Source organism: Pseudomonas sp. C9 (assembly GCF_002000165.1).
Taxonomy (GTDB): domain Bacteria; phylum Pseudomonadota; class Gammaproteobacteria; order Pseudomonadales; family Pseudomonadaceae; genus Aquipseudomonas.
The window spans coordinates 5,189,857-5,215,994 of record NZ_MPAK01000001.1 but is presented as its reverse complement, the minus strand read 5'-3'; the positions used below and the strand labels follow the sequence as shown (position 1 = coordinate 5,215,994).

The window sequence follows — 26,138 nt, the reverse complement described above, 5'->3', positions numbered from 1 at the left end:
TGATGCTTTAATTGATATTGTCGAACAATCCCACCTACAGAGGGTGCCGTGATGAATATCAAAACCTTGGCTTTATTGTTGTTGGCCCTGTGCGCTCAACCCGTCTGGAGCCAGACGCCCCCCGCTTCACCGCCCGCCGCCGACAGCGCGGCACTCACCACCCGTCTCGCTCTGCGGGACCTGTGGGTCGAGCATATTTTCTGGATCAGAAGCTACGCCATTGCCAATCAGGAGCACGACAAGGCACAGGCTAAAGTCGCCGCCGATCAGGTGGTCGATAACGCCACCAAAATCGCCAACAGCATCGCCCCGCTCTACGGCCAGCCCGCTGCCGATCAGTTGCTCAAGCTGCTTGCCGGTCACTGGGGCGCGGTGAAACACTACAGCGACGCCACCGTCGCCAAGGATGCTAAAGGCAAGCAGGCCGCCGTCGCTGACTTGACCAGCAACGCCAAAGCCATCGCCGCCTTCCTGGCCAAGGCCAACCCCAACTTGCCGGAGAGCACCCTGGTGACGATGCTGGCCGCCCACGGCGGGCACCATGTCAGCCAGATCGATCAAATCGCCGCGCACGACTATGCCGGCGAAGCCAGCACCTGGAACATGATGCGCACCCACATACTCGCGCTGGCCGACGCACTGACGGCGGCGCTGGTCAAACAGTTCCCGGAAAAATTCTGACCCGCGCGAGGACACCCCATGCTTGAAGGACTGGGCCGAACCCAGCAGGACTTGCTCAATGCGCTGCTGCACCATGCACGCGGCATGAGCATTGACGAGCTGGCCGAGCAGTTGGCCGTCACCCGCACCGCGATTCGCCAGCACCTGGCGGCGCTGGAGGGTGCCGGCCTGGTGCTGCGCGGTGATACGCGCCCGACGGGGCGGCGTCCGGAGCAGTTGTATCAGCTCACCGACCATGCGAAGGAGCAATTCCCTCGCCAGTATCAGCTGCTGGCCAGTGTCCTGATTGACGAAGTGGCTGGCATCATCGGCCCCGAAGCCCTGGCGGCACTGATGCGCAGCATGGGTCGTAAACTGGCGCTGGACCGTGAACAGCACGTGGTGGACGAAGGCACCATCGTGCAGCACATGAATCAGGCCGGGTACGAAGCCGAGGTGATCTTTCGCAGCTCGGACGATAAGGAAATCGTCGCGCACAACTGCGTCTTCCACCGCCTCGCCGCCGCGCATCCGGTGGTCTGCGAGCTGGACCTGGCCTTGATCGGCGCGCTGGGGGGGGGTGAGGTCGACCATACGGAATGCATGGTTCGGGGCGGAAATGTCTGCCGGTTCAAACTGCGGCCGAGTGAGCCTCAGGAAGAGGCTGAAGCGACCACAGAACCGGAACCGACGCCTTGAATCATCGGTGAAACCCTGGCCACCGACCGGCGCCTTCAAGTAGGGGGCGTCGCCGCCGATACACCTGAAAGCGTCACGGATACGACGTACCGTGTCTGACATCGAGCGTCTCAACGCTCCTACTTGTGAGCGGTCCTCGCCAAGGAAGCACAATGATCACTGTCTCAACTTCAACGAATGCGGCGATGTCTGCCTACGCGGCGGCTGTCGATTCGAAGTCTGCCAATACCCGACAGCAGGTCGGTCAAGACGAGACGGCGCAGATCCAGACGTCAAACACTGATTCGGTGAGCCTCTCCAGCACTTCCACCGATTACAACAGCTCGATCGTCGGCAATGCGCCGTACTTCCCGGTCCGCGCGGGGATGAATGCCGATGCGCTGGTGCTCGGCGCGTCCAAGCCTGGCGCAGTCTCCAGTTCCAAGGACAAGACCTTCCCGGAAGTGGCCGCCGACGCGCGCAAGCGCATGGATGAAAAATACGCGCAGATGACCGCCAGCGGCCAGCCATACGCCAAGACGGATGAAGACCGTAATGCACTGTTTGGCGACCTGGATCGACGTTCGTTGAACGCCGTCGCCACCAATGAAGGCGGCAAGTTCACCGCTGATGAACAAGCGTCGGCCCAAGCCTTGATGCGCCAGCAAGGCCGGCTCGCCACCGGTTATTACAGTGGCCCGGCGGACCAGGAAAAAAACTGGAAAGACTCGTTCGCCAACGACCCGGTTGCCCGCGCTCATGCCGCCCTGGATTTTCTCGACAACATGAGCCCCGAAGAAAAGAACACGCCGCAATGGCTGACCCAACACCTTTCGCTGGAAGCGGCACTGAACCAGAGCGCCGGCTCGGATCCCGCCGATAAGAAGTCCGGGCATTTTCACAACCTGGCTGAAATCCTCGCGGGTGTAGTGACGGATGGCTCGGATAAAAAAACCGACGATGCCAAAACGGCCGATCCGCTTGCCCACCTTCTGGACACGCTTCAAACGCAGGTTTCCTGATCCCGCCACCACCACCCCTGTAGGAGCCGAGCTTGCTCGCGATGGCGGTGTATCAGTCAACATTTGTATCGACTGACACTGCGCTATCGCGAGCAAGCTCGGCTCCTACAAGGGGACTGCGGTGGATGCGCTGTTTAGGCAGCGGAGAGCTGGCGTTTGCGAGCGGGCAACGCGATGACTAACGCCAGCACGATCAACCCCGTCGCCAGCGCAAACGTGACACGCATGCCATTGCCTGCAAACACCGCGCCCATCACCGAAGCGCCCGTGATCAACCCCAGATTGCGCGACAGGCTGAGCAACCCGGCGATCACGCCCCGCTGATCGGTACTGACACCGCTCATGATCAACGTATTGTTGGCCGCCTGAAACAGCGCATAACTGGCGGTGATGACTGCGATGGGCGCGACATAGCCGGGAATACCGAAACCAGTCGGCATAATCGACAACACCCCCGCACCCAATGCCATGAATGTCAGCCCAAACACCGTCATGCGCTGCGCGCCAAAACGGTCCACCAGACGACCGGCCGGCACTCCGGCCAGCGCCGCCACCAGTGGGCCGACCGACAACGTAAGCCCGACCAGCGCCGCCTTCAGCCCCAGCGTGCCCGACAGATAAAACGGCCCGACCACCAGCGTCGCCATCATCACCGTCGACACCAGCACGCTCATGACCAGGCTCGCACTCAACCGGCGATCCTGGAACAGCGCCAGCCTGATCAAGGGCGATGACGCTTTCGCTTCGACGAACAGGAAAAACCCGGCACCCACCACCGCAACCAGCAGCAACACCAGGTTGAGCGAACCCCAATCGCCCAACGTCATGGCCAGCGCATACGCGCCGAGCGTCAGCGCCAACAGCAGCGTCCCCGGCAAATCGAAACCACCTGGCCGGGCGACTGAACGATCCGCCGGTAAACAGCGATAGGCGAGCACGAAATTCAGAACGCCCACCGGCACATTGACCAAAAAAATCGCCTGCCAGCCAACCCCGGAAATCAACATGCCCCCCAGTGCCGGACCGAGCGTGGTACCGATCGCCGACATCGTACCGAGCAAGCCCATGGCGCTGCCGGTCTGCGCCTTCGGCACCGTGTCCGCGACAAACGCCACGGTGAGCGCCAACATGACGGCTGCACCGAGGCCTTGCACCGCGCGGGCCGCGACCAGCCAGCCCAATGAAGGTGCGAGCCCGCAGGCGAGCGAGGCCAGGGTAAAAATCGCGATCCCGCTCAACAGCAAGCGCTTGCGCCCGACAAGGTCACCGAGCCGTCCGGCACTGACGATTAATGTGGTGATCGCCAGCAAGTACGCGAGCACGATCCACTGGACCTGCGCAAACGTTGCGTCAAAGGCGTGAGCCAATGTCGGTAATCCGGCATTGGCGATGCTGGTGTCGAGTGAAGGCATCAACATCGACAGCGAAAGACTGGCGAGTGCCCAACGGGCCGATCCTGATTGCGTGATGAGTTTCATTGCCTGGCCACTGAATCAAAAGTTGGTCTCCAGCGTATGGCCGGACGTGGCATGGCGGAAGACGCACGGCTTGCACTTGATACCTGCACGCAACGCCACATCACTGCAAAGTCGTGCTAGCGTTCACCCCATGACTACTCCTGATCTGAACCTGCTGATTACCCTCGATGCCCTGCTCACCGAAGGCAGCGTCGCGGGCGCCGCCCGACGCTTGCGCCTGAGTCCATCGGCCATGAGCCGTGCGTTGGCGCGATTGCGTGAAACCACTGGCGACCCGCTATTGGTGCGCGCCGGACGCGGCCTGGTGCCGACACCCCGCGCACTCGAACTGCGCGAACAGGTGAGTCAACTGGTGCTGCACGCCGAGGCGGTGCTGCGCCCTGCCGAGCAACTCGACCTCAAACACCTGGTGCGCACATTCACCCTGCGCACCAGCGATGGCTTCGTCGAGAACTTCGGGCCGGCTCTTATCGCCCGCATCAGCGAGCAAGCACCCGGCGTGCGTCTGCATTTTGTGCAGAAACTCAATCAGGACCGCACGCTGCTGCGCGATGGCACCGTCGATCTGGAAACTGGCGTGGTGGACGACACCACCAGCCCCGAAGTGCGCACCCGCGCGTTGTTTCAGGATCGCTTCATCGGAGTGGTACGCGTCGGGCACGGGTTGAGCGAGGGCGAGATCACCCCCGCCCGTTACGCGTCCGGCCGGCACATTCTGGTTTCGCGACGCGGGCGGGATAAAGGGCCGATGGATGACGCCTTGAAATCACTGGGGCTTGAGCGAGACATCGTCACCATCGTCGGCGGGTTTTCCGCCGCGCTGGCCCTGGCCCGCGCCTCGGATCTGATCGCTGCCGTACCCGAACGGCACACGCAAAACCTGCGCACCGGACTGCACAGTTTCCCGCTGCCGGTGGCCACTCCAGCGATCACGGTTTCCATGCTCTGGCACCCGCGAATGGACGCGGACTCGGCGCATCGGTGGTTGCGCGAATGTGTGCGTGAAGTGTGTGCAACGGTGGACTGATTTTTGCGGCAGCCGGGTCTAGACTTCAATCCTTGCCGATACGGTCTGCTGATGTGAGCCAACGCCATGAGCGACAACGACGATCTGCGCAAATACTCTTCCCAAGTCATCGACGGCGTCGAAGCCGCTCCCGCACGCGCCATGCTGCGCGCCGTGGGTTTTACCGATGAGGATTTCAAGAAACCACAGATCGGCATCGCCTCCACTTGGGCGATGGTCACGCCGTGCAACATGCATATCGACAAACTCGCCCTGGAAGCCGAAAAAGGCGCGAACGCGGCGGGTGCCAAAGGCGTCATTTTCAATACCATCACCATCTCCGACGGCATCGCCAACGGCACCGAAGGCATGAAGTATTCGCTGGTGTCGCGCGAGGTGATCGCCGATTCGATTGAGGTGGTGGTCGGTTGTGAGGGCTTTGACGGCCTGGTGACCGTCGGCGGTTGTGACAAGAACATGCCGGGCTGCCTGATTGGCATGGCGCGGCTGAATCGGCCGTCGATTTTCGTCTATGGCGGCACCATTCGCCCGGGCGCCGGCCACACCGACATCATTTCGGTGTTCGAGGCCGTGGGTCAGCACGCACGGGGCGATATCAGCGAGATTCAGGTCAAGCAGATTGAAGAAGTGGCGATCCCCGGCCCCGGCTCCTGCGGCGGCATGTACACGGCCAACACCATGGCGTCGGCCATTGAAGCGCTCGGTATGAGCCTGCCCGGTTCCAGCTCCCAGGAAGCGGTCGGCATCGACAAGGCGTCAGACAGCTTTCGCGCCGGTCAGCAGGTCATGGAATTGCTCAAGCTGGACCTCAAGCCGCGCGACATCATGACCCGCAAAGCCTTTGAAAATGCGATCCGCGTGGTCATCGCCCTCGCCGGCTCGACCAATGCCGTGCTGCACCTGTTGGCCATGGCCAATGCCGTGGATGTCGAACTGACGCTGGACGACTTCGTCGAGCTGGGCAAGGTGTCCCCGGTGGTGGCGGACCTGCGCCCCAGCGGCAAATACATGATGAGCGAACTGGTCGCCATTGGCGGCATCCAGCCACTGATGAAACGCATGCTCGCCGCCGGCATGCTGCATGGCGACGTGCTGACGGTCACCGGAAAAACCCTGGCGGAAAACCTCGAAAACGTTGCCGACTACCCCGAAGGCCAGGACGTGATTCTGCCCTTCGACAAACCGATCAAAAAGGACTCGCACCTGGTGATACTGCACGGCAACCTCTCGCCCACCGGCGCCGTGGCCAAGATCACCGGCAAAGAAGGCCTGCGCTTTGAAGGGACGGCCCGCGTCTATCACGGTGAAGAAGGTGCGCTGGCCGGCATCCTCAATGGGGAGGTCAAGGCCGGCGACGTCATCGTGATCCGTTACGAAGGGCCAAAAGGTGGCCCGGGCATGCGCGAAATGCTCTCGCCCACGTCTGCGGTGATGGGCAAGGGATTGGGCAAGGACGTCGCGCTGATTACCGATGGCCGTTTTTCCGGCGGCTCGCACGGTTTTGTGGTCGGGCATATCACACCGGAAGCGTTTGAAGGCGGGCCAATCGCGCTGATTGAAGACGGCGACCGGATCACCATCGACGCCGAAACCCGGCAGATCACCGTCGACGTGACCGACGCGGTATTGGCCGAGCGCAAGACCCGCTGGGTCCGCCCGGAATCCAAGTACAAACGCGGGGTGCTGGCCAAATATGCGAAGACCGTGTCCAGTGCTTCGGAAGGCGCGGTGACGGATAAGTACCTCTAAAACATCAGAGGCCCGAACGTCTGAAGAACACCTGGATGTGTATAGGCGACTAAAATTTATAGGGGGCTCACTTCAGCACGCCTTTGTAAGGCAGGAGGCTTACGATGAAAATCGTATCTTCGCTGGCGTTGATGGTCGCGGCTGGCTGCATCTCGGTGGCTGTAGCAACCCCGCAGCAGATCGACGCCGTTCCCTTGAACGCAACTACTTACAATGCCGGACATATCGCTCAGGCCGTTCTAACCCCCTTGAACACTGGTGAGACGGAACTCTCATTGTTCGTGGGTGGTGTACCCGATGGCACTTTAGTTCCGGCGCACTTGTATACCTATGTCTACTCGGGAAGCTGTGCCCGGCATGAGCCGAAACCGGCCTATTCACTCAACCAGGTAGTGACTGACAACTTCAACGAAACAGAGGGAATCCAACTCCAGAAGACTGTGCCTCTGCCATACGAAACGCTGCGCTCCGGCCATTACTCGCTGGTGGTGCGCGATAGCCCGGCCGATGGCAATCACGATATATTCTGCGGTGAACTTATCTAAGAACCTCTCCTCCCGCTTCCACGCAAAAGCGTGGGAGCGGGAAGACGTAACGACCAGATGCTGTCAGAGCCGAAACCGGTCCACCGATTGCGACAGTTTGCCCGCCAGGCTCGACAGTTCATCGGTAGTCGAGGCGGTCTGGCCGATGACCTTGCTGTTGCCCTCCGACATACCGGCGATCATGTCCACCTGATGGGCAATTTCGTTGCTGGCCAGGCTTTGCTCGCCGATGGTGCGGGTAATGTCGTTGACCAGTTGCGTGGTACTCAGCGTCGCACTGAGGATTTCACGGATGGCGCGCTCAACGTCGGCCGTCACGGCCATGCCTTTGTCCACCTGTGCCACGCCCGCCTCCATGCTGGTCACCGCCTCGCGGGTGCTTTGCTGGATGCGCGAGACCATGCTGGCAATTTCCTGGGTGGAGGCGCTGGTGCGTCCGGCGAGGCTACGCACTTCGTCGGCGACCACGGCAAAACCACGGCCCTGCTCACCGGCGCGCGCCGCCTCGATGGCGGCGTTCAAGGCCAGCAGGTTGGTCTGGTCGGCGATGCCCTTGATCACCTGAATGATGCTGAAAATCCCTTCGGACTCCTTGTCCAGCGTGCGAATCACCTGGGCCGATTGCTGCGCGGAACGGGCGATGCCGTCCATGTCTGCGACGACCTGATGGATCACCCGACCACCATCCTTGGCCAGTGATTCAGCCTGATTGGCCATGTCCAGCGCGCGTTCGGCGTGGCGGGTGATTTCCTCGATGCTCGCGGTCATTTCGCTGGCGGCGGCGGCCATGGTGCTGGCGGCGGCGCTTTGCTGCTGGCTGCTGTCGGCGACCTGATGGCAACCGCTGCTCAATTGATCGCTCATGCCGCTCACGCCGTGAGCGTTGCTGCGCACCACTTCGATCATGCCGCGCAAGTCGCGCTGCATCGTGGCGAGGCTGCGAATCAGGGTGCTGGCTTCGTCTTTTTGCGTCGGCTCGACAATCGGTTCGCTGAGGTTGCCATGGGCGATGCTGATGGCGATACGATTAGCGGTCTGCAAAGGCCCCATGATGCTCAGCATCACCCAGCGTCCCTGAATAAGCAGCAACACCAGGCTGGCGATGAGCACGACGCCGAGGGTGAAGTTGGCGCTCTGGATCGCTTGCTGGGTATTTTGGCTGGTCTGTTGCGTGTTGGTTTCGATCAGCTCGCTGAGGGCCGCCATCTGATCTTCCAGTTGGCTGAACGCGGCATTGAAGGTGCCCAGTTCTTTCTGCGCGGCTTCGGGGTTTTCCAATGCCAGGCCAACGATGCGCTCTGCCGCAGCGATGTAGGTGTCCAGACTCGGCTTGACCTTGTTCAGGGCAACCTTGAGGGTGTCGTTGACCGGCAACTTGAGGTTTTCACCCAGCACTTCGCGAAAATGCGTCGTGTGTTCTTCGATTGAACTGTGCACCTCGACCTTGCTGCTGGTGCTTTTGCCCAGGCCGACCAGCATCGCCGACAACACATCGGCGCGCAGGGCGTCATGCATCATGTCGGCTTCGAGGTGATTGCGCAGCGCGGTCATGCTGACCTCGCTCTCATTCACCGCTTCGGCCATCTGCGTGTTACCTACGTAACTGACCAGACTCACGATCAGCGCGGTGAGCAAGCTGGTGCCAATCAACAACAGTAATCGCAGTTTTATCGACACAGTGCAGCCCTCTGTTGGCTAGTCGGTTTTGTGAAAATGCTATCGACCGCTGCAGCCACTTGTTTAACAGTGGCTCGGTACTTTTGACCTTTTTCGACATGCGGTAGGTAAAACGCGCTTTTCTGCCCCCTTCCCTCCTGAACCTAGTGTTCAGTCGCCAGTCTTACAGGCGCCGTAAATTCTCATTTTCGTCATTATCTCCTCAGAGCTGTCCGCCCCATGCACCCCACCGTCCTCGCCTTGCGCTGCGCCTCGCTGTGTTGTTTACCTGTGCTTGCTCTAATGGCCACCCCTGCCCATGCCAGCGGCGAACGCCAACTGGTGGCCGCGATCAACGATTACCGTGCCCATCCGCAACGTTGCGACAGGCGCCCAGCACAACGCCTGGCGCCGCTGGCGCTGAACTCGAACCTGGCGCTGCCCATCGGCTATGGCGGTGGTTTGCGCGATCGGCTGAAGGCTTCCGGCTATTCGGCGGTCACGGTTCGAAGCATTCGGGTGGTCGGTGCGCAGGATGCCGATGAAGCCTTTGACAGGTTGCAAGACGATTACTGCGGTGCGCTGCTGGACGGCCAGTACGCGGACATCGGCGTCAGTCGCAGCCGATCGCAATGGCAAGTGGTGCTGGCGCAACCGGTACTCGACCGTCAGGTCGGCGACTCGCGAACCGTCGGCAAGGCACTGTTGGCACAAGTCAACGCGGCACGGGCCAAACCGCGGATGTGTGGCGCTCAGCGCTTCGCCGCCGCACGGCCGCTGAGCTGGAACACCGCCTTGGGCGCCGCCGCCCAAGGGCACAGCAAGGCCATGGCCTACGGCAACTACTTTGCGCACCGAGACCCCGACGGTGATATGCCCGCCGACCGGGCTCGGGCCGCCGGCTTTCGCGGCAGGCAGACCGGCGAAAACATCGCCGCCGGGCAAAGTTCACCGAGCAAGGCGATGTCAGGATGGCTGGCCAGTCCCGGGCATTGCGCGAATCTGATGAACCCGATATTTACTCAGGTCGGCGCGGGTTATGCGGCAGATGCCCGCAGTGATGAAGGGGTGTATTGGACGATGCTGTTTGGGGCGCCTTGATCGGGTGACTTGAACGCTGTTTCTTTACCTTGAAAAGGAACATCACCAGCAAACTGACAAAGGCGCCGGTCACCGCCAGCGCCATGTCTTTCTGTGAATCCCACGGATCGTTTTGAGCACCAATGAAGGCGCGGGACGTGTCGTCGCCCAGATAGGCCCCGCCAATCCACTCCACCAATTCGTAGATGGCTGACGTCGACAGCATGATGTTCATCGCCACGAACAGCAGCCAAATGCCCCGCAATGGGGTCAGCCGCAGCAGCACTTCTCGCACGGGATAGACCAAAAACAACCCGTAGCTCAAATGGACCAGCCGATCAAAATGGTTGCGATGCAGGCCAAGGGCTTTGTTGAGGCTGAACCCGGCCAGGTCCGCACACCAACGGTCGTAGGGCACTTCGGCGTAGGTGTAGTGAGAACCCAATTCGTGAATACACAGGAAAACGAAAATCAGGGTGACGGACACCGCAGACAAACGAAACCAGTAAGAGGCCGCCACCAAGGTGCCCACGAGCAACAGCACCAACAGGTTTTCCAGCGCCCAATCAACCCGACTGTGCGGCGAAAAGCCCAGCACCACGACGATTGAAACAAACACCAAAAGCAGCGTCAGGTCGTATCGCGCATAGGGTTTTGGCTGCATGGCGTGGGCTCCTGGGTGACAAACATCAGATCAATTCAACGTAAAACCGGTTCAAGCACAGCGACAAAAGGCAGGACTCCTGAACACCAATGGGCTTAAAAGCGTGTGCTAGGCTTTTTGCACTAACGTGAGGTGATGCGTTTGGATACACACCCCTTCCTGAAAGCTGGAGCTCAATGATGAAAACCACTGTTTCCTGGATAACGATCACACTGATGAGCCTTGTGCTTAGCGCCTGCGCCGCCGTTGGAGCCGGGAGCGGAGGCGCGGGTGAAATGGAAATTCGCTCGGGCAAGATTGAGCAGATCACCCTCACGCAGATGCAAACCAATCATGACAGTGGTGTCGGCGCCATTCTTGGCGGGATCGCCGGTGTCGGCCTTGGCAGTTTGATCGGGCATGGCACAGGACGGGACGTGGCGATGGTGGCCGGCGCGCTCGCGGGTGCGGCAGGCGGCAACTACGCGGAGAAGAAAAAGTATGACCAGCCTCAGGAAGCTCAACAGATCATCGTGCGCACAAAAAGTGGTGTGCTGGTGTCGGTGACCCAGCCGATCAATCCTGGACTGAACAAAGGCATGAACGTTTATATCGAAGGCACTGGAAACGAAGCTCGGGTGGTGCCGCAGGGCTAAGTAAAAATGAGGGGATGGATTTTTTGTTTATCAATAGATCCGTCTCCTTCCAAGGGCCTCTAAACCCAGACAATCTCAAAGGCCCCAATAAAAGCTTTTGCCTATCAGCCCCGAATACTCCACCTATTAGCTGACTTGCAGATAGGCGTCTAACCTTATCCCAGCGCTGGCGTGAGCCGGCCGGTTTTGAGCTGATAAGGAGACAGGAATGAGTCAGAAACATGACTAAGCCTGCCGTGGGCCACCGTGATTGCACCTCGTTCTGCGCTGTACCGATGCCCGTGTGATCAAAACAATCAGTGAATCGAACTGCTGGCCCAGCAGCCTGTGTCATTGCTTTCGCTCGTCGCTATTTCGAGCCCACAACGGGCCGGGTAGCCCGGATGAACACGACCAAAGGTAGCTCGCACATGGCAAATGAATCGAAATGCCCGTTTAACCACGCCGCCGGTGGTGGCACGAAGAACCGCGATTGGTGGCCGAACCAACTGAACCTGAACATCCTGCACCAGCATTCGTCTCTGTCCGATCCCTCGGACGAGGGTTTCAACTACACCGAAGCGTACAAAAAACTGGATTTTGCAGCGGTCAAACGAGACCTCACGGCGTTGATGACCGATTCGCAAGACTGGTGGCCAGCGGACTTTGGTCACTATGGGCCACTCTTCATTCGCATGGCCTGGCACGCCGCCGGAACCTATCGCACCGGTGACGGCCGGGGTGGGGCCGGCTCCGGTCAGCAACGCTTTGCACCGCTCAACAGCTGGCCGGACAACGTCAGCCTCGACAAGGCACGACGGTTGCTCTGGCCGATCAAGCAAAAATATGGGCGCAACATTTCCTGGGCTGACCTGATCGTGCTGACCGGCAATGTGGCGCTGGAGTCGATGGGCTTCAAGACCTTTGGTTTCTCCGGTGGTCGTCCGGACGTTTGGGAACCGGACGAAGACGTTTACTGGGGCTCCGAGAACAAATGGCTGGGCGGCGATATCCGCTACGGCAAAGAAAACCAGCCTATGCAAGAGCCCGGCGAAGGTCCGCTGGTTGCTGAGCCTGGGAAAAACGAGGAGAGCCGCACCGAGCAGGGCCGAAATCTGGAAAACCCACTCGCCGCCGTGCAAATGGGCCTCATCTACGTCAACCCCGAGGGCCCTGAAGGCAATCCGGATCCTGTCGCTGCAGGCACGGACATCCGTGAAACCTTCGCCCGCATGGCGATGAACGACGAAGAAACCGTGGCGCTGATCGCTGGCGGCCACGCGTTCGGTAAAACCCACGGCGCCGGACCTGCCGACAATGTCGGTGCCGAGCCCGAAGCCGCTGGTCTCGAACAGCAAGGCTTTGGCTGGAAGAACAGCTTTGGCACCGGCAAAGGCGCGGACACCATCACCAGCGGGCTGGAAGTGACCTGGACCACCACGCCAACAAAATGGAGCAACAACTACCTGGAAAACCTGTTCGGCTTCGAGTGGGAACTAAGCAAAAGCCCAGCCGGGGCGCACCAGTGGGTCGCAAAAAACGGCGCCGGTGCCGGTACCATTCCGGATGCCCACGACCCGTCCAAACGGCGCAATCCCACCATGCTGACCACGGACCTGTCCCTGCGCTTCGACCCGATCTATGAGCCGATTTCCCGACGCTTCCTGGCCAATCCCGATCAACTGGCCGACGCCTTCGCCCGCGCCTGGTTCAAGCTGATCCACCGCGACATGGGCCCCCTCTCCCGCTACCTCGGCCCGGAAATGCCCAACGAAGTACTGCTGTGGCAAGACCCCATCCCGGCGGTCGATCATGCCTTGGTCAGCGACAGCGACGTCGCTGCACTCAAGGGCAAAATCCTTGCTTCCGGCCTGTCGGTCTCGCAGCTGGTATCGACTGCCTGGGCAGCCGCTTCCACCTTCCGCGGCTCCGACAAACGCGGCGGTGCCAACGGCGGACGCCTGCGCCTGGCCCCGCAAAAATTCTGGCAAGCCAACCAGCCAGAACAATTGGCGAACGTCCTGGCGAAACTCGAAAGCATCCAGAGCGAGTTCAACAGCGGCGGCAAGAAAGTCTCGCTGGCCGACCTGATCGTATTGGCGGGTAACGCGGGCGTCGAACAAGCGGCGAAAAATGCCGGTCACAGCGTGACGGTTCCGTTCACGCCGGGGCGGATGGACGCGTCGCAAGAGCAAACGGACGTGGAATCCTTCGGCTTCCTCGAACCGATTGCCGATGGCTTCCGCAACTACCTGAAAACCCGCTACCGCGTACCGGCCGAGCAACTGTTGATCGACAAGGCGCAACTGCTGACGCTCACCGCTCCGCAAATGACCGCGCTGATTGGTGGTCTGCGAGTGCTGAACACCAACGTCGGACAAACCCGCCACGGCGTCTTCACCCAACAACCGGAAGCGCTGACCAACGACTTCTTCACCAACCTGCTGGACATGAGCGTGGAATGGAAACCCACCTCCGAGGCCGCTGAAGAGTTCGAAGGACGCGATCGCAAATCCGGTGCAGTGAAGTGGACCGGGACGCGTGTTGACCTGGTCTTTGGGTCGAATGCGCAATTGCGGGCACTGGCCGAGGTGTATGCGAGCAGTGATGCGAAGGAGAAATTTGTTAAGGACTTTGTGGCGGCCTGGACCAAGGTGATGAACCTGGATCGGTTTGATGTGAAGTGACGGGGTAAACCGTCAGGCCTTGAATGAACCACCCCGCCCCGATCAAACGGGTCGGGGTGGCTTTTAAAGGCTTACTCTATTTGGACCAGAACATCCGACCTACCGTTCTTGCTGCTTGTATTAACGTGATCAGATATCTGGAACAAATCGTCGATGGCTCTGAACCAACAGGGCTGTGATCAAACAGGGAGATGATAGAACTGGAATATCGACCGAGTCTGCGCAAGGAAGGGGCATGCAGGACTCAGATGAAAGCGAGCTTGATTGAGCTCATCCATTGCTAAACGCTCCATCTTTGCCTGCTCCTCCGCATTTGTTGCATGGAGGGCTTCGTCAATCCGTTCCAAAGCACGCAAAATGTCCGCCTCAACCGTGACCCGCTTTTTATTCCGTTCCTCGACAAGGTCGCGCCGTAACAACCCAAACACCTCAATCGAGGCCTCGCCTTTTTTACTTTTGGCACGCACCAAGCCTTCGCCATAAAACTCGAGATGCAACGACGGATCGTCAACGCAGGGATTTAGCAACAAAGGCTCCTCTTGGTTCGTAACCCGGTGGTCCGTCCACCTTGACGCCTCATTCCTGACAGGAAAATGACTGCCTTTACCCGTAACCTTTTGCTGCTCCTTGCCGATAGGTTGCTTGCGCCGTCTATTGCAATCAATACAGGACGGCAGCAAGTTATCCCAGTCCGCGGCGAGCCAGTAATATCCCCCTTCGGACATTTTATTGTCTTTGGTGATGTAGCCGGACTTGGGCCTGAAATGCTCAATATCCGTCGGTGAACCGGCACTGTAATTGAACTCGCAGTAAGCGCACTTCTTGTGGAATATCGTGCGCAGCTCGGCAACGACATCAGGCTTTTTATAAGCGCTGTAAGTGACGCCCTTGCCAAGCGACTGGATCGCCTTCTGTGTTTCCTTGCCACCGATGGAGTCGGGGCCGTCGAGACTTTTGGGCGGCTTGACGGGCTTTGAAACTTTAATCATTGTTCGCGCCCTCAAGTCCGTCACCCTCGCCTTCCAGGCTCGGCAATCTGCCCCATAGCTCCTGCATTTTCTTGATGGCAGCCTCTTTTTCGCCCTCCGACATGCTTTCTCGTTGATTTTTCCGTGAAGCGACATATCGGTCTGCCGATTCATACACCAACTGTTCCCTTGGGGTTACGCCGAATTTTCTCGACCTCCCCAAACCTTCTTTCAGCTTTGTGAGCTCCACGTCTTCATCGCTAGTCCTGTTTGGTTTCCCAAGCAACTTGTAATAGTCCTCGAACGTCTGATCCATCTCCATGTCTTCAGTGGTATTAAGCCCGAAGTACTCCGAGGACAAGATCTGATCGACCCGCATGTCCCTAGGCGATGGCAAGGCTTCACCGGAGAAGTCCAGCTGCATTACATCGCCATCGATGGTGCGCGCCAGTACCGCTATCTCATTGGCATCCAAGCCTTTCAGTGTCAGCGGATCATGGCTGGTGGCAAGGAACTGAATACGCGGAAACACTTCACGCAGGCGCTGGACTATTTTCATCTTCCAGCGTGGGTGCAGATGCGCGTCTATTTCATCAATCAGTACGATGGCTTCGGCTTGTGAAATGTCCTGCCAGCCGCCCCGTCGCAAGATGCCGATAATATCCAGGGCCAGAGAAATGATCGCTCGATAGCCGCTGCTGATCGAAGACAGCCCACCGATATCATTGGGACTTTCAACCAGTACTTCACCGTTTTTTCTGATGATCCGTGCCCCATCGGGCCTTGGAAGCAGCGCGGTCAGGGCATTGGCGATGTTCTCGAACTCGGCGTCCGGAGACAGATTCAGCCAAGGATTTCCCGCATCGAGAGTATGCAGATGATTGAAAAGATTCCTGACTTTGCTTCGAGCCCTGAAACTGCTTTCTTCAAGAAGCTGCTCATCGAAGACTCGAATCGACCCATAAGCCAGGACCATGACCTTCGGTTCGGGGGGATCAACACTGACCCTGTTACCTTGGCGCTCAAGATTCAGGGTGATAGGCCTTGAAAGCCCAGTCAGATAGATACGTACCGTGCCGAAGTCGGCGTCGCTTTTCAGCAGTGAATCGGCCGTAATGCCCAGTTCATCAACACCACTTTGCCCAATCAGGGCGGCCGCGACGACTTGCAACAGAGTGCTTTTTCCCGTGCCGTTCTCGCCGAGAAACATGAACCATGAGCCGACGCTGTCACTGGCGGGTTTCAAAGAAACATCCAGTTTTTTTATGGTGCGAATATTGGAAACTTCTATCCGTTCAATATATTGGGTCTTTTGATAGAGCTGAACGGGCGGCTCGACTTCCTCAATCGAGAATGATTCGAACTCCTCAGTCTGGCGATCCAGCTCGTCAGAAATTTTACTCATATCCCCAACCGAGTAGCTTAGCGTCGATGCATCGTCAATCTCTGCCCCCCCTAAGGCTCTTTGCAGTTTCCTCAAAAAGCCGGAGTCATTTTCAGACTGCAATGCGACCCAGCTTTTGAACAGCTGCCGACGCAAAGCAGAAAAAGGATAAGTTGCACCGCACTTCTCTTCGATCAATCTGAGTTGCTTCGCATTCAAGCGCTTTAAATTAATCTCGGAAGCCATCGACTGTAGATCGGACCACTCAGCCTTACGCATTGATACAAGGCTGGGCCTATTCAATCCGATCACATCAATCGTTGTCCTGGCCTTATCGCCCTGACCGGCGATACGACCGTCCTCCAGAAAAACAAATCGATCGGCCAATTCGTCATCAGCGGGATTCAGAAGCTGTGCATCTTCTGTGGTCACGGAACCACTAAACTCCATGCGCGGACCATAGACCGGAAACTTCTGCCCTTTCAGGGTGCTGCATTCGACACAGGCCGGCAGGAAGTTGGTCCATTCAAAAGCGAGCCACCAATACGCAGGCCCTGTAGATTCATAACCGGATTCCGGACTTACCAGTCTGGGTCTGAAAAGATCGACGACCAACGCGCTGATTTGTTGCTCGCAATAGACGCATTTGTTAACGCCTCGCCGTAACCATTCTTCGACTGCCGCACGGAAAAAAGGATTGGTAAGCTCTGGCCCACGCACATCCGGACCGACAACATGCCCGCGTCTTGATCTTGAAAGTTCCCGATAATACTTTTTCGCAGTGACGTAGTGCTCGCGAGCTTCAGCCGTCGAAAAAAACGTCGGTGCAGGCCCTACTTCGTATCTGATCATCTGTTCCTCCAGCGTCCACCCGACTCATATCACGACTTGGGCTCTGATCCTATAACCCACGCGGAGCAAGGTCCGGAGCGTCGAAAACCTGATCAATCAGTGCTGGATCTATGCACAGCAGGTTTTCAGGCTCGTATTTCAGCTGATCTCCCCACGGCTGGCCGGTGGTCAACGATCCGTTCAGGCGCACCATCACGGATTCATGCACCCAGACTTTCTGCCCGGGCTCAGGCTGGGGAATCTCTCGCGCTCTGGGTTTGCCGAATGGCGGCATCGAGCCAAACTTGAGCGTTCGAGTGTGAGTTTTGGGGTCCCACCTCAAGCGCGGCACCCACTCCGCAATCATCCACCATCGGGACAGCGATTGGTGGGCTTGTGCCAGCGGATCCGCTACCGGGCAGGTCTTGGGATGGAGTTCGCCACGACACGATGCATCATCGATGTTCAACCCGGCCTCCAGGCTCTCCCCAATCATCCAGCGCAAGGCAATCAGGGCAAGCTGCGATTCTTCCAACGGGTAGCCGCCACCGACATCGCAATGCACGCCGGCGAACCACACCTGTTTCAGGTCCGCGGCCTTGGCGACATTCCATAGGTTCTGGCGGAAAAAACAGCGTCGCTCGTCAATGGACACCGCATGACGGATGGTGCGTACGCTTGGATTGTTTGCGGTATAGGGAACGACCAACGGGTCATACACCCAACCCACTGAACTCACGGTGTCGAACAACCCGAGAAAGTAGACATCGACATCCTGGGAAAAGGATTCCTTGAACTGCGTCATCAAGGAAAAATCCGGTCGCTTGTCCGCGGTCAGGCGCCACCAGAAATAGCTCCACGGCCGCTTGAGGGAAGGTTCGGGCGCACCTTTTTCGGAACGTGTTCGTGTGGTCAGTAATGACCAGGCAAAGTCCAGTTGTTGAGCCTGGTGGGCCGGTAGCAGCCCAAGCGTATGAATCATGGCTGCCAGGACCCGGGCAGCATAGGAACCGCGAGAAAAACCGTAGATGAAAATCTGATCGCCTTCCTGATAGTTCTCCATGAGAAAACGGTAGGCATTGAGCACGTTACGCTTGATCCCCCAACCAAACGCCAGCCCGGCAATTCGCGACGGTACCTTCTCCCATTCGAACAGGGTTTCACTTAACCCGAACGTGCCCACACCCTGATCGTAATAGCTCAGAAGCTCACTGCTGTTCTTGGGTAATGACCGAAACACCCGGAGCACATTGGTGGGTTTGTCACAGAAGCGGTTGTTCGTTCCATCGATACAGAGAATCAGTTGGCGCGCCATGGTCTGTGTGCTCTCCGCAATCTTGTTGCCCGGCAAAGTGGGGTTCCCGCGCTTCCTGTCGGCAAGCGAGGGACGGTGTGGCCCCACATCCGTGTCGTGACAACTGCTGCGGTAAATCGTGGAGGGCTATCCAAGGCATAGCAGAGTTAATGGCGCTTAGCCATAAAGCTAGTTCAGTAACGAGACCATGCGCGGTTCAATTGAAGTCTCCAACACCTCAACCAACGCCAGCGTCACCGGCAACTTGAAACGCCGCCGCCCCGCGCTGCCGGGATTGAGGAACAGCTGATCGCCGCGCCATTCGATGCATGGCTTGTGCGAGTGCCCGGTGATCACCAGTTTGATGCCGGCATCGAGCGCGGCCGGGACATCGGCGATGTCATGCACCAGCAAAGTGCCCCAACCCTTCAGGTCGAAACGCAGAAGATCATCCAGATGCGCGGCCCATGGCGCGTCCACGTCATTGTTGCCGCGCACGACATGCAGTGGAGCAATGGACGCCAGTTGATCGAGGATGTCCGGGCTGCCGATGTCGCCCGCGTGAATGATCCGCTCGCACCCTTCCAGGGCCGCAAGGGCTTCGGGGCGGAGCAAACCGTGGGTATCGGAAATCACGCCAACCTTCATGCATCGCTCCCGTTGAGGTCGGGGTCTGACGCGATCAAGGATCTACTTGCGCCATCAGTTCAGCAACCGATTCCTGGCGATTGGCGTAGCGCTGGGCCAGCACCGCACAGACCATCAGCTGAATTTGATGGAACAACATCAACGGCAGGATCAACACGCCGATGGTGCTGCCGGCGAACAGCACCTGCGCCATCGGCACACCGGTGGCCAGACTCTTCTTCGAGCCGCAGAACAGAATGGTAATGCGGTCTTCCATGTTGAAACCAAAGGCTTTGCCCAGCACCGTGGAAGCCACCAATACCAACCCCAGCAACACGCAGCACGCCACCACCAGCCCGGCCAGTTCCCACAGCGGAATCTGGTGCCAGATGCCCTCGGTCACCGCTTCGCTGAACGCGCCGTAAACGACTAAAAGAATCGAGCCCTGATCAACGAACTTCAGCCAACTCTTGTTGCGCCCGACCCAGGCACCGATCCAGCGGCGTGCGATCTGCCCGGCAATGAACGGCAGCAGCAGTTGCACGCTGATCTTCACAATCGCATCGAGGGTCGAGCCGCCATCGCCCTGCACATTCAGCAGCAGCGTCACCAGCAGTGGTGTGAGGAAGATCCCGAACAGACTGGACGCCGCCGCACTGCAAATCGCCGCCGGAATATTGCCGCGCGCCAGCGAGGTAAAGGCAATGGCCGACTGCACCGTCGCAGGCAGTGCGCAGAGGTACAACATGCCCATGTACAGATCATCACCGATCAGTGGCGACAGCACCGGTTTGAGCGCCAGACCGAGCAGCGGGAACACCACAAAGGTCAGGCTGAACACCAGCAAATGCAGGCGCCAATGCCCGGCCCCGGCAATGATCGACTCGCGTGACAGTTTGGCGCCATGCAGAAAAAACAGCAGGGCGATGGCGACGTTGGTCAGCCACCCAAAGCCCACCGCCACCTGACCGCTGGCGGGCAACACGCTGGCCAGCAGCACGACGCCAATCAGGGTCAAGGTGAAGTTGTCGGGTAAGAAACGGGGACGCGTCATCAGGATCATCCAGGTTTGCCAGGAACGTGATGACGACTCTAACGCGCCTGATGATTACCGACTAACGCTAGTAAGCCAGGAGATGTCGCCTAAAGGACATGACTGATGAGTCAACCATCGTTCTTGACGCCTCATGCGGTTAGGTGGGAAAACGTGGCTGGCCCGGATGGACGTATCGGGCTCACTCACGAATCAAGGACGACTCATGAAAACCCTGTTGTATTTGCTGATCGCCGCCGGCGTCGGCACCGCGCTGCAACACGCCGGTATCCCTCATGGCCTGTTATTGGGCTCGATACTCGCAACCGCCGTCATCGCCAGCCGTTTTCGATTCTCTCCCACCGTGCGTTTCAGCCTCGGCTACGTGCAACTCGTATTGGGGATCGCGACTGGCCTGATGTTCACCGCGTGGGACAGCCAGACAGTCGCCGCCATGTTGCCCAGCCTGGGCTTGATGCTTTTGTGCCTGGTGGTGCAAAGCACCGTGGCCGGTTTCTCGTTGCTCAAGGTCGCCGGCTGGAACCGCAAGGACACCCTCCTCGCCGTCTACCCCGGCGCCCTCGCCGCCGTGTTCGACTTGCTGGAGTCCGAACGAGCGTCCAGCAAAGTGATCGTCGTGCATCTGGTTCGACTGCTGTCCATCACCCTCCTCGTCAGCTTTTGTATTCCCGGGCAGACCCACCTGGCGATTGCCCAGAGCAGCCCGCTGGACATGAGCATGGCGTTGACCCTGCTGTCGCTGATCGCCATGTGTTTGTTGCTCGGGCGTTTGCTCTTGAACGTCGGCGTGCCGGCGCCGTTCATGCTCACGGCCATCGTCCTCACGGGCGTCTACGTCAAGCTGGGCTACCTCCACGGATTCCAGATGCCCGCCTGGAGTGTCGACTCGGCGGCGGTCCTGCTTGGTGTGTTGATTGGCTCGAAATTCAAGGACATCAGCCTCGCGCAGCTATGGCACCACGGCCGCGCCGGACTGATGTCCGTCGCCTTGATGTTGCTGATCGCCGCGGCGTTCGCCGGGGTGGCGGGTCGGGTGCTGGGCAGCGACCCCTTGTCGTTGTGGCTGGCGTACATACCGGGCGCTGTCGAGACCATCGCCATCGTCGCCTTCAGTGGCGGGCTGAACGTCGTGTTCATCCTCACTCACCACCTGATGCGCATGGTCGTGCTGCACTTCGCCCCCGCATTGATCGTGCAGGCCCGGCGCTGGCGGGAAGATGTTTGATCAGGGGTCGCAGGAAAGGATTAAGCGGGAGAGATCGTGGCCAGTGCACCAATCAGAATGGTCAACACCAGAAATCCACCGAGGAAGAGTGCCATCTTGCCCATTGGGGCCTCCTGAATTGTGAGGTTGCTGCGTGCCTTCATTCTGAGCCCGCAACTGAGCGCATTACAGATTCAGATTCCTCAGAAAAATACGGATCAGATTTGATCCTGCAAACGAAAAAGCCCCGCCCCACTCACGTGGGACGGGGCTTTCTATTGCATCAATCGCCGCTTACAGATCGGTGATTTCCTTATGGCGTGGCACCAGCGTTTTCATCACGCTCCAGGCCACCAGATAGGCCAGCGAACAGATGGCGAACATGATCATGTAGCCGGTGTGAATATCGTTGATCGATTTGTAGTAGTCGAACACGTAACCACCCACCTTCGTCATCACGACACCGCCCAAACCACCCGCCATGCCGCCAATGCCGACCACGGAAGCGATGGTTTTTTGCGGGAACATGTCGGACACGGTCGTGAAGATGTTGCACGACCACGCCTGGTGAGCCGACGCGCCAACACCGATCAGCAGCACCGGCACCCAGAAGCTGATGTAACCGAATGGCTGCGCCAGCAGCACCACCAACGGGAACAGCGCGATCACCAGCATGGCTTTCATGCGGCCGTCATACGGCTTGTCGCCGCGCGCCATGAAGTAGCTCGGGAACCAGCCCCCGCCGATGCTGCCGACCATGGTCATGCTGTACAACACGGCCAGTGGCAACACGATGTCCGCGCCCTTCATGCCGTATTGCGCCGACAGATAGGTCGGCAGCCAGAACAGGAAGAACCACCACACGCCGTCGGTCATGAACTTGCCGAAAGCAAAGGCCCAAGTCTGACGGTAGGTCAGCAACTTGAACCACGATACTTTTTTGGCCGCGACACCCTTCACTTCAGGCGTAGCCACTTGCACCCCTTCATCGCTGCGGATGTAAGCCAGTTCCTCAGCCGACAGACGCTTTTGCTGATCTGGCTTCTCGTAAAGTGCGATCCAGACAGCGACCCAGACGAAGCCCAACATACCGATCACGATAAACGCGGCTTCCCAGCCCCAAATGCCGGCAATCAGCGGCACGCAAATCGGTGCCAGGACTGCGCCCACGTTGGCGCCGGAGTTGAAGATGCCGGTGGCGAAAGAACGTTCCTTCTTCGGGAAGTATTCGGCGGTGGCCTTGATCGCAATCGGGAAGTTACCCGCTTCACCAATCGCCAGCACAGCGCGCGACAGCATGAAACCCGCAATCGAAACCGGAATGACCGCCAGGCCGAGTGCACTGCTCAGCGCACCGATGCCCTCACCCATTGGCACCGCAAAGGCGTGCATGACCGCGCCCGTGGACCAGATACCAATCGCGAACATATACGCTTTCTTGGTGCCGATCTTGTCGACGAAGCGGCCGGCAAACAGCATGGAAATCGCGTACACGAACTGGAAAACCGCGGCAATGTTGGCGTAATCAGTGTTACTCCAACCAAACTGCGTCGACAGTTGCGGCGCCAACAGACTCAGTACCTGACGGTCCAGGTAATTGACGGTGGTGGCGAAAAACAACAGTGCACAGATCGTCCAGCGATATTTGCCGACCGTTTGGCCGACGCGTTGCGCATTGATGGGCTCGTTCAGATTCATGGCATCACTTTATTATTGGATTATGGTGATGATCTCTCGGTTTCAAGCGAGATCAAGTGTGTCGTAAAGCATCGCCAAAACGCGAGGAATCCACGTCGAGGCTGGTCAGGTTCAGCCGTAACTTTCGATTAACTCGAATGCTGTACCCCGCCGCCGGTGCATCTTTTTACGGCTGGAGGTAGACGTGTCGCGAGTGCTGGCAGGGGTTTGACGGGGCAGTCGCCTGCAACACAGCCGATTGCGCGGGCGCGCAAGCAGACAGGATCGGGCCAGAAGAAGCGACGTAGAGGGGGCTGAGTACGCTAGATGAATTCATGATGAGGGCCGACACGCTTTTTTATTTTTAGGATGAACAGTCGATGTCTCGTCTGTCGTCGTACAACTGCGCCTTTTATAGCGAGATTGAGGTTGGGCTGTCAATCTGAAAGATGGCCGTTGGTCTGGGTGACGGGGTTGCGATAAAATTTGCGGATGGGTACAGACGGCGCTAGCTGCAGGAGTGTTGGCGTTTTGGCGTTACGGGTGTTGATGGCAGGTTGTGGGGAATTCGAAACAAAATCTCGTTGTACGACGACCAATATCCCCGCACAGACGGCGGAATGGCGACTCTTCAATCCGTTTTGAGTACCCAGGAAGGAGCTTTTCCAAAGTCAGCACCTTTCACCATGACGCTTTGTCTTTGCGACATTGCTGAAATGTATAAAGCCCCGCCCCTTAAAAGGGAGCGGGGCTTTTTACTGCTCACCACGCTGGAACAACGCCCTCGCCTACCCTTGTAGATCTACTTGATCCAACATTAGGTTTACCGACAGCCCTGCCCGGGAACGCGCTACACAGATCAGCTGTTGGTGCGATCGGTCGCCTTGGCTTTGCTTTGAGCTACAGCGGCTTCAGCCTTCTGTTTCTGCGCAACCTGGAAGGCTTCCATCGACACTTTCCGGGCCGACTCCATGCGTGTGAAGGTTCGGTCACCGCCACCTGTGGCCATCGCCAGGGAAGAAGCGGTCAAAGCGGCGACTACGAAGAGAGCTTTCATAGATTTCATTTGGGTATCCTCACGTGAGATTTTATTAACGGTTAACAACGGAATTCATTTGTTAAAGCTGAACTTGCTTATTCAACCGGGCTTCACCATCCAGCCAGGGCGGTGCTTCTGGCGCCCCAGGCGCCTTGCTCCATGCGCTCTTGAGCGTCTCTGTTTTTTGCCCAGGCAGTGAGCAGCACCATCATTCCAAATCCACCGACGATGAGAACCGGATAGGCTGCCAGCAACTCCACCAGCGAGTACTTCCAGGCCAGCGGACGACCAACACCCAGCATGGCGGCATAGAACCACGACACGCCAGAGAGGGCGCCGGAGAACAGCGCCAGCATCCGCAAGCTAAAGGAGAGTTTCAGCAACGAACCGGCTTTTTTCAGGGCCGGCAATACAGCGCTATGCAAGAGGAAACCGTTAAAGGTCAACAGCACAACTATCCCGATCTTGGCTTGCAATTTTGGATTGAGGAAATATTCCATTCCCTTGCCGGCATAATCTATCCCGACAATACCAATGCCCGTAATCCACAGAGCGACAAGTGCAAGCACTACGGTCTTTTGAAGACTTTCCATATGCGCGTCATCATGGTGACCCGACACATCCCCTTTGAGGAGTTGCTTGACCATTGCAATGTCACTGGTCAACACCAGCCCGATTGCTACGCAGCAAGCGATAAGATGGAAATACACAACACCCAAACGCACATATTCCACGGTGGACGAAGAAAGCATACTAAGTTCCATGGTGACCTCTTGACTTCAATAGTGAATCAACATAACTCACGACACGACTTAATTAGAGTTTGCCGTTGCTGATTGCAATTAGGATCCAATAATTATTATCAAATACTCTTGCAGTAATACGCTGCCAAGATAATAGCGATTTTGGCGAATGAACTTTTAATCATTCGATCATGTCCATTTTAAGGTAACAAAAACTTCATTCGTACTTAATACATATGAGGTTTAACTTGCGCTTCTGGGGGGGGGGCAGGCGAGGCCCAGAACCCTGTCGGTGAGCGGATCAGGTCACGCTGGTGGGGTTGGCCGGGCTTCCGCCCCATTCGAGGAAACGAAGTTTGTGAACCTCGCCTTGGCTGTCCAGGTAAACCAGGGTCACTGGTACTACGCCAGTCTTATCGGATGTATCGGTGCGCCGCAGTACTTGCTTCACATCGATTTCCATTCCGTAGTGGTAATCGACGGCTGACACATGCGCGCCGGGCTCTTGCAAGCCGTTCTGGTCAAAGACACTTGGTGCGAGACTCGAAATCACGGCACTGACTACTGTGGCCATGTTCATTAGGCTGTACCTCTGCTGAAGTTCACTTGACGAGGACCTAATGTGACACGTGAAGAAAATGAAGTTCACTTCCCCGCGACGAACGCGCCTGCCTGAAAAGCATGTAGTGGCTGCAAACTCCCAGCAACTCACCGCGCTTGACACCTCTCGACCATTCGTCCTTTAACCCCCGTATTTGTTGGTCAAAGTCCGTTTTTGAAGGAGGTCATAACATGTCATGACGGATTTTTACGCAAGGTGAATCAGTACTTTCAATTCAGTCAGCTGAGTACGAATGATGGCGAATTCAAGCTCTCGTGACAGGCAGAAAACGCCCCAGGCTGTGAAAAAAAGCGGCACAGTCTTGAAGACTGCGTTGCTACGTAAAATCTGTCGGCATTTGGTTGATCAGCAGACCAAAAATTTGCGTAGAAACGCGACTTTCGTCCCGATCCTGACAGTCAAACCTGCTCTTAGGCCCCATTGTGTGTCCGGGGCCGAGTGGCCAATTGCGAGCGGGGCGTCAAGATGGCCAAGGCAACCGCCACGATGAAGAGCGCCGGCACGTCACCTGCCAAGTGCCCCATTTGCCCCGGCTGGGTGACCGCCTGGACGGCCATGATTCCTCCGTGTACGGCGCTAGACCACACGGTGAACCAGATTAGGCTCAGATTGGCTAATGGATCACGTGCGGCCAGGATCAAGAACACGCCAAGTGTGGCGTAGATGCCAACGATCATTATCGGGTAGTCCGAGTGACCGACGTGCCAGGCCCAGCCGGACGGCCAGAACAACATAAGTGGGTAGAGAGCAAGGCACGCGAGGCCAGCCAAAACTAGAACGACGCGCAAATACCTGAGGCGATCGACTACGGTCATGGCGGACTCCTCTTTGGGTC

Annotated in this window: 23 protein-coding genes and 1 pseudogene; 10 read left to right on the top strand and 14 right to left on the bottom strand. The window is 58.0% G+C overall.

The window, feature by feature from the left end; genetic code table 11:
• The first annotated feature begins 51 nt into the window (after positions 1 to 51).
• The 3 genes from BMS17_RS24405 (at position 52) to BMS17_RS24395 (ending at position 2,360) form a co-directional block, all read left to right on the top strand.
• Complete coding sequence (locus BMS17_RS24405) at positions 52 to 681, top strand: hypothetical protein (RefSeq protein WP_046030304.1); 630 nt, start codon at positions 52 to 54, stop codon at positions 679 to 681.
• 18 nt (positions 682 to 699) lie between these two features.
• Positions 700 to 1,359 carry a metalloregulator ArsR/SmtB family transcription factor gene (locus tag BMS17_RS24400; protein ID WP_046030305.1) on the top strand — a complete coding sequence of 220 codons (660 nt, stop codon included), beginning with the start codon at positions 700 to 702 and terminating at the stop codon, positions 1,357 to 1,359.
• Positions 1,360 to 1,511: 152 nt separating this feature from the next.
• Positions 1,512 to 2,360 (top strand): hypothetical protein, encoded by an 849-nt coding sequence (locus BMS17_RS24395; protein WP_046030306.1) that lies wholly within the window; start codon positions 1,512 to 1,514, stop codon positions 2,358 to 2,360.
• Between the two features lie 134 nt (positions 2,361 to 2,494).
• Here the strand turns inward: BMS17_RS24395 and BMS17_RS24390 are convergent, their stop codons facing one another.
• Positions 2,495 to 3,838 (bottom strand): MFS transporter, encoded by a 1,344-nt coding sequence (locus BMS17_RS24390; protein ID WP_046030307.1) that lies wholly within the window; start codon positions 3,836 to 3,838, stop codon positions 2,495 to 2,497.
• A 130-nt stretch (positions 3,839 to 3,968) separates the two neighbouring features.
• On the opposite strand from BMS17_RS24390, the gene BMS17_RS24385 reads away from it, so the two are divergent.
• From BMS17_RS24385 to BMS17_RS24375, 3 genes are all read left to right on the top strand, one after another.
• Positions 3,969 to 4,865, top strand: coding sequence for a LysR family transcriptional regulator (locus tag BMS17_RS24385; protein WP_046030574.1), 897 nt, complete (start codon positions 3,969 to 3,971; stop codon positions 4,863 to 4,865).
• A gap of 66 nt (positions 4,866 to 4,931) precedes the next feature.
• The gene (gene ilvD / locus BMS17_RS24380) at positions 4,932 to 6,614 is read left to right on the top strand and encodes a dihydroxy-acid dehydratase (protein ID WP_046030308.1); all 1,683 of its coding nucleotides are present in this window, start codon (positions 4,932 to 4,934) and stop codon (positions 6,612 to 6,614) included.
• Positions 6,615 to 6,718: 104 nt separating this feature from the next.
• Positions 6,719 to 7,159 carry a hypothetical protein gene (locus BMS17_RS24375; protein WP_077431953.1) on the top strand — a complete coding sequence of 147 codons (441 nt, stop codon included), beginning with the start codon at positions 6,719 to 6,721 and terminating at the stop codon, positions 7,157 to 7,159.
• A gap of 63 nt (positions 7,160 to 7,222) precedes the next feature.
• Here the strand turns inward: BMS17_RS24375 and BMS17_RS31080 are convergent, their stop codons facing one another.
• Complete coding sequence (locus BMS17_RS31080) at positions 7,223 to 7,948, bottom strand: methyl-accepting chemotaxis protein (RefSeq protein WP_371916737.1); 726 nt, start codon at positions 7,946 to 7,948, stop codon at positions 7,223 to 7,225.
• A gap of 132 nt (positions 7,949 to 8,080) precedes the next feature.
• A pseudogene (locus tag BMS17_RS31075) lies at positions 8,081 to 8,836 on the bottom strand (MCP four helix bundle domain-containing protein); the annotation flags it as partial.
• Between the two features lie 219 nt (positions 8,837 to 9,055).
• On the opposite strand from BMS17_RS31075, the gene BMS17_RS24365 reads away from it, so the two are divergent.
• Positions 9,056 to 9,916 carry a CAP domain-containing protein gene (locus tag BMS17_RS24365; RefSeq protein WP_077431952.1) on the top strand — a complete coding sequence of 287 codons (861 nt, stop codon included), beginning with the start codon at positions 9,056 to 9,058 and terminating at the stop codon, positions 9,914 to 9,916.
• Here BMS17_RS24365 and BMS17_RS24360 read toward each other — a convergent pair.
• Complete coding sequence (locus BMS17_RS24360) at positions 9,834 to 10,559, bottom strand: DUF2238 domain-containing protein (RefSeq protein WP_077431951.1); 726 nt, start codon at positions 10,557 to 10,559, stop codon at positions 9,834 to 9,836. The genes BMS17_RS24365 and BMS17_RS24360 overlap by 83 nt on opposite strands.
• Positions 10,560 to 10,738: 179 nt before the next feature.
• On the opposite strand from BMS17_RS24360, the gene BMS17_RS24355 reads away from it, so the two are divergent.
• Both BMS17_RS24355 and katG read left to right on the top strand, forming a co-directional pair.
• A complete protein-coding gene (locus BMS17_RS24355; protein ID WP_046030315.1) occupies positions 10,739 to 11,194 on the top strand; it encodes a glycine zipper 2TM domain-containing protein in 456 nt (151 codons plus the stop codon).
• Between the two features lie 410 nt (positions 11,195 to 11,604).
• Positions 11,605 to 13,860 carry a catalase/peroxidase HPI gene (gene katG / locus BMS17_RS24350; protein WP_077431950.1) on the top strand — a complete coding sequence of 752 codons (2,256 nt, stop codon included), beginning with the start codon at positions 11,605 to 11,607 and terminating at the stop codon, positions 13,858 to 13,860.
• A gap of 179 nt (positions 13,861 to 14,039) precedes the next feature.
• On the opposite strand, the gene BMS17_RS24345 is transcribed toward katG, so the two are convergent.
• From BMS17_RS24345 to BMS17_RS24325, 5 genes are all read right to left on the bottom strand, one after another.
• Positions 14,040 to 14,849, bottom strand: coding sequence for an HNH endonuclease (locus BMS17_RS24345; protein WP_052961885.1), 810 nt, complete (start codon positions 14,847 to 14,849; stop codon positions 14,040 to 14,042).
• The gene (locus tag BMS17_RS24340; protein WP_046030319.1) at positions 14,842 to 17,064 is read right to left on the bottom strand and encodes an AAA family ATPase; all 2,223 of its coding nucleotides are present in this window, start codon (positions 17,062 to 17,064) and stop codon (positions 14,842 to 14,844) included. Before BMS17_RS24340 ends, BMS17_RS24345 begins: the two co-directional genes overlap by 8 nt.
• A 49-nt stretch (positions 17,065 to 17,113) precedes the next feature.
• Positions 17,114 to 18,358: a DUF2235 domain-containing protein gene (locus BMS17_RS24335; RefSeq protein WP_046030581.1), complete on the bottom strand. Its 1,245-nt coding sequence runs from the start codon at positions 18,356 to 18,358 to the stop codon at positions 17,114 to 17,116.
• 168 nt (positions 18,359 to 18,526) lie between these two features.
• Positions 18,527 to 18,985: a metallophosphoesterase family protein gene (locus tag BMS17_RS24330; protein WP_046030321.1), complete on the bottom strand. Its 459-nt coding sequence runs from the start codon at positions 18,983 to 18,985 to the stop codon at positions 18,527 to 18,529.
• A 34-nt stretch (positions 18,986 to 19,019) separates the two neighbouring features.
• The gene (locus BMS17_RS24325) at positions 19,020 to 20,018 is read right to left on the bottom strand and encodes a bile acid:sodium symporter family protein (protein WP_077432219.1); all 999 of its coding nucleotides are present in this window, start codon (positions 20,016 to 20,018) and stop codon (positions 19,020 to 19,022) included.
• Between the two features lie 205 nt (positions 20,019 to 20,223).
• Between BMS17_RS24325 and BMS17_RS24320 the strand changes: the two genes are divergently transcribed.
• Positions 20,224 to 21,243: an AbrB family transcriptional regulator gene (locus tag BMS17_RS24320; protein ID WP_077431949.1), complete on the top strand. Its 1,020-nt coding sequence runs from the start codon at positions 20,224 to 20,226 to the stop codon at positions 21,241 to 21,243.
• A gap of 273 nt (positions 21,244 to 21,516) precedes the next feature.
• Here the strand turns inward: BMS17_RS24320 and BMS17_RS24310 are convergent, their stop codons facing one another.
• From BMS17_RS24310 to BMS17_RS24290, 5 genes are all read right to left on the bottom strand, one after another.
• The gene (locus tag BMS17_RS24310; protein WP_046030324.1) at positions 21,517 to 22,920 is read right to left on the bottom strand and encodes an MFS transporter; all 1,404 of its coding nucleotides are present in this window, start codon (positions 22,918 to 22,920) and stop codon (positions 21,517 to 21,519) included.
• Positions 22,921 to 23,758: 838 nt separating this feature from the next.
• Positions 23,759 to 23,965: a co-regulatory protein PtrA N-terminal domain-containing protein gene (locus tag BMS17_RS24305; RefSeq protein ID WP_046030326.1), complete on the bottom strand. Its 207-nt coding sequence runs from the start codon at positions 23,963 to 23,965 to the stop codon at positions 23,759 to 23,761.
• A gap of 83 nt (positions 23,966 to 24,048) precedes the next feature.
• Positions 24,049 to 24,702, bottom strand: a complete 654-nt coding sequence (locus BMS17_RS24300) for a hypothetical protein (protein WP_046030328.1) — start codon at positions 24,700 to 24,702, stop codon at positions 24,049 to 24,051.
• 280 nt (positions 24,703 to 24,982) lie between these two features.
• On the bottom strand, positions 24,983 to 25,261 hold the full coding sequence (locus tag BMS17_RS24295) for a DUF2790 domain-containing protein (protein WP_046030330.1): 279 nt from the start codon (positions 25,259 to 25,261) through the stop codon (positions 24,983 to 24,985).
• 452 nt (positions 25,262 to 25,713) lie between these two features.
• A complete protein-coding gene (locus tag BMS17_RS24290) occupies positions 25,714 to 26,118 on the bottom strand; it encodes a DUF6632 domain-containing protein (RefSeq protein WP_046030332.1) in 405 nt (134 codons plus the stop codon).
• Positions 26,119 to 26,138: the final 20 nt, after the last annotated feature.